We start from the raw sequence: 4,016 nt of genomic DNA on the forward strand, positions 1-4,016 counted from the left end.
TTGTTCGGCTACCGCTCGATGGTGATGGCAACCATGGCCATCTGCATCATCTCCTTCACGGTGTGGTTGCACCACTTCTTCACGATGGGGGCGGGCGCCGATGTCAACACGGTCTTCGGCATCGCGACGACGATCATTGCAGTGCCGACGGGGGTCAAGGTCTTCAACTGGCTCTTCACGATGTACGGGGGCCGGATCGTTTATTCGACGCCAATGTTGTGGTCGATCTCGTTCATGGTCACGTTCGTGATCGGCGGCCTGACCGGAGTCCTGCTGGCCATTCCTCCAGCGGACTTCGTCCTCCACAACAGTCTCTTCCTCGTGGCCCACTTCCATAACACCATCATCGGCGGTGTGCTGTTCGGCTTGTTCGCCGGCTACACCTACTGGTTCCCGAAAGCGTTCGGCTTCCGGCTGCACGAAGGTCTGGGCAAGGCGGCGTTCTGGTGCTGGACCGTCGGATTTTACGTCGCGTTCATGCCGCTCTATGTCGTGGGGCTGATGGGAATGACCCGGCGCATGCAGCACTACGATGTCGCTGCCTGGCACCCATGGTTGCTCGCCGCGGCGGGAGGCTCGGCCATAATCCTGGTTGGGATCATCTTCCAGATCGCCCAACTCGTCGTGAGCATTCGCTACCGAGACGAGCTTCGCGACGAGACTGGAGATCCCTGGAACGGGCGTTCCCTCGAATGGGCGACGTCGTCGCCGCCGCCGGCCTACAACTTCGCGGTGCTCCCTGAGGTCGAGGGCCGGGACGCCTATTGGGCGATGAAGCAGCGCGCCCTAGAGCAGAGAAAGCTCAGCAAAGAGCCCGCCTATACGGACATCGAGCTGCCCAGGAACACTCCAACGGGCTTCATCTGCGCCTTCTTCGCCACCTTCATGGGTTTCGCGCTCATCTGGCACATCTGGTGGATCGTGGCCGCGTCTGCCTTAGGCGCCTACGCGACCTTCGTCGCCTTCGCCTGGCGGGACAGGGTCGAGTACGTCATCCCGGCTGACGTGGTCGCGCGCCTCGATCGAGCCAACCGGGGCGAGCGCAGCGAGGCGCTTTCTCACACTCAACTGGAGTTGACGCCATGAGCGCCTTCGAGGCGGCCGGCGGCCGCGATGAATTCAACCGCTTTCGACCAGACCGCGACGCATGGGAACATTCCTACGCGGGGCCTCTCCCGGGTCATGATCAGGTCTCGAAGCGCATCGTGGTCGGCTACGGCTTTTGGATCTACCTGCTCAGCGACATCATCATGTTTTCCGCGTTCTTTGCCACCTACGCGGTGCTGGTCGGCGCGACGGCAGGGGGACCGAGCGGGCGGGATCTGTTCGATCTGCACAAGGTTGCAGTCGAGACGGCCTGCCTTCTCCTCTCGAGCTTTACTTGCGGCCTGGCGAGCATCGGGGCGCGCACTAACCGCGGCTCCTGGTTCTATGGCGCAATGACCGCGACCTGCCTTCTGGGAGCGGCGTTTCTCTTCATCGAGATCAACGAATTCAGGAGCATGATCGCGGAGGGGGCGGGGCCCGCCCGCAGCGCGTTCCTCTCGTCCTTCTTTGCGCTGGTCGGCCTGCACGGCCTGCACGTGACCGTCGGCCTGCTGTGGCTCCTGACGATGATGGCGCAGGTGTTCGCCAAGGGATACCGGGCCGACGTTCTGAGGCGCGTACTCTGTTTCGGCCTGTTCTGGCACACCCTCGATATCATTTGGGTCGGGATCTTCACCATGGTGTATCTGATGGGAGTCGCGCAATGAGCTATTCCGAACGGCAAGCGGGCTCGCATTTCGCGGACGCGGTTCCGGGCGACCAGGACTTTGACCATCAGGAGACTACCGGCGCCGTCGGGAGCTACCTGCTGGGGCTCGGGCTCGCAACGCTGCTCACGGTGGTGTCGTTCTTCGTCGCGGGCACCACCCTCGTTTGGACTCCGAGCATTCCCGTTGCGCTGGTCGTTCTCGCCATCGCGCAAATCGGCGTTCACCTCGTCTTCTTCCTCCACATCACGACCGGCCCGGACAACACCAACAACGTCTTGGCGCTTGCCTTCGGGGTGCTGATCGTTCTGGTGCTGATGGTCGGCACGATCTGGGTCATGACAACCATGAACCATAACATGATGCCTATGGATCAGATGATGCACATGCATCAGTGACTCATCAGAGAGCGGGACCTCGGATCATGTCGATTGCAAGTCAAGGCACAGGCATTGCGCGGTTTGCCGGCGCAGTTGCTCGGCCGAGGAGCGGTTTGGCGCGAGCGGGTGATTTCGTCGCGCTGATGAAGCCGCGCGTCATGTCGCTCGTCGTTTTCACCGCGCTGTGCGGGCTATTGGCGGCACCCGGTCGCCACGATCCCGTCGTCAGCCTCGTCGCCCTTCTCTGCATCAGCGCCGGCGCCGGCGCCGCGGGCGCGCTCAATATGTGGTACGATGCCGATATCGACGCCGTCATGTCGCGCACCGCCATGCGACCCATTCCGTTCGGCCGCGTTTCACGACCGGAGGCCCTTGCATTCGGCCTCATGCTCGCAGCGGTCGCCGTTCTTGTCCTGGCCTTTGCAGCCAATGTTGCCGCGGCGGCGCTGCTCGCCTTCACGATTTTCTTTTACGTCGTCGTCTATACCATATGGCTCAAGCGCCGAACCGCTCAGAACATCGTCATCGGCGGCGCCGCCGGCGCATTTCCTCCGGTGATAGGCTGGGTAGCCACGACCGGCAGCATCGGCATCCAACCGCTCATCCTGTTCCTCATCATCTTCCTTTGGACGCCGCCTCACTTTTGGGCGCTGTCGCTCAATCGCGCTCATGACTACGCTCGCGCCGGGGTCCCGATGCTGCCGGTCGTCGCCGGGAGGGCCGAAACAAAGCGGCAGATCTGCCTCTACACCTTGCTGCTGGCGCCGGTTTCGATTCTCCCCTGGGCCCTCGGACCTGCAGGTTCCATCTACGCAACGACATCGGCTCTTTCCTCAGCAACGATGATCATGTTGGCATCGACGCTCCGCACGAGCGGAGAGGCGGACAAGCGGCCAGCTCGTCGCCTGTTCATTTTCTCCATCGTCTACTTGTTCGCGCTGTTCGCAGCGCTGCTTATGGATTCGATGACGACACAGTCGTGAGTCACAGTTGGAGACGCCAATGGTCAAGACTACGATGCGGAGCTCAAGGACTTGGGAGCAGGAGCCGCGACGCCCGGCGAGTGAAACGACCTCTGTCTCGCCTGGCTGGCGCGGGCCGCATGTTGCCCGTTTGGACGCCTGGTTCGAAAGGCGAGAACGGATCCTTGCGGAGGTCGCCCAACGCCGCCGAGCAGTCTGACACTCTCCTCAAGAGCATCCTCGTTTGGCTTCAATGGTGAAACACTGAGCGAGCGGCGTCAATTTTCGTCAAGCAGGCCAGGCGAACGGGCCAGTTCGGCCGTTTGCTAGCGCTGCTAGACGTCAAGTTTGACGAAAGTCTTCTTGAGATGCGTCTTCACAGTCTCGGTCGAAATATTTGAGCGACCGCTCATGAGCGACCGCTCGACCTCCTTATTCGACTGATCGAGAGCCATGAGCGCCAGCACGCGACGCTCGCGCTCGCCAGGGGGCTTTGCACGCGGCTTCCCCATTTCCGGAGAGCAGACGCTGCACGCACGGCAAGGCTGGATCGCGCTGGTCGCCGACAAGAATGCGCGGAAGCATCACCGCACGTCTTCGATGAGATCGAGGATGCCTTCGGTGGAAGGCGTGCGTATTCCCTATGGTCGCTCAGGGGCCGAAGTCTGACGGCGAGGCGCCGCGAGAGTAAAGGTCCCTAGACGAGCTGGCTGGGCGCGGAGCGTTGCGAGACCAGATCTTGCTTGGCGATATGCGAGAAAGGCCAACGAAGCCGACTGCCTGTCTGGCGAGAGCCGACGCTACGCCAAGGGACGTCTGTCGCCTAAACCAAAGCATTACCGAGCTTGCACCACCAAGCCATATCAGCATTGCAGGTGGTTAGAAGCGCGCGACCATTGCCCATTGGGCTGAGCACAACG

At 61.8% G+C, this 4,016-nt stretch carries 5 protein-coding genes; 4 read left to right on the forward strand and 1 reads right to left on the reverse strand.

The features are described from left to right. The 4 genes from ACLP25_RS30295 to ACLP25_RS30310 all read left to right on the forward strand — a co-directional run. Positions 1–1,086 (forward strand): cbb3-type cytochrome c oxidase subunit I (locus tag ACLP25_RS30295; protein WP_442472799.1); only part of this gene is annotated, 1,086 nt, incomplete at its 5' end. Next, on the forward strand, positions 1,083–1,754 hold the full coding sequence (gene cyoC / locus ACLP25_RS30300) for a cytochrome o ubiquinol oxidase subunit III (RefSeq protein WP_442472800.1): 672 nt from the start codon (positions 1,083–1,085) through the stop codon (positions 1,752–1,754). The genes ACLP25_RS30295 and cyoC, both read left to right, overlap by 4 nt. Next, the gene (gene cyoD, locus ACLP25_RS30305) at positions 1,751–2,152 is read left to right on the forward strand and encodes a cytochrome o ubiquinol oxidase subunit IV (RefSeq protein ID WP_442472801.1); all 402 of its coding nucleotides are present in this window, start codon (positions 1,751–1,753) and stop codon (positions 2,150–2,152) included. The genes cyoC and cyoD overlap by 4 nt, the downstream gene beginning before the upstream one ends. Before the next feature lie 26 nt (positions 2,153–2,178). Then, the gene (locus tag ACLP25_RS30310; protein WP_442472802.1) at positions 2,179–3,117 is read left to right on the forward strand and encodes a heme o synthase; all 939 of its coding nucleotides are present in this window, start codon (positions 2,179–2,181) and stop codon (positions 3,115–3,117) included. 314 nt (positions 3,118–3,431) lie between these two features. Here ACLP25_RS30310 and ACLP25_RS30315 read toward each other — a convergent pair whose 3' ends face one another. Then, positions 3,432–3,608, reverse strand: coding sequence for a LuxR C-terminal-related transcriptional regulator (locus ACLP25_RS30315; protein ID WP_442472803.1), 177 nt, complete (start codon positions 3,606–3,608; stop codon positions 3,432–3,434). Positions 3,609–4,016: the final 408 nt, after the last annotated feature.

This window comes from Roseiarcus sp. (assembly GCF_052145395.1).
Taxonomy (GTDB): Bacteria; Pseudomonadota; Alphaproteobacteria; order Rhizobiales; family Beijerinckiaceae; genus Roseiarcus.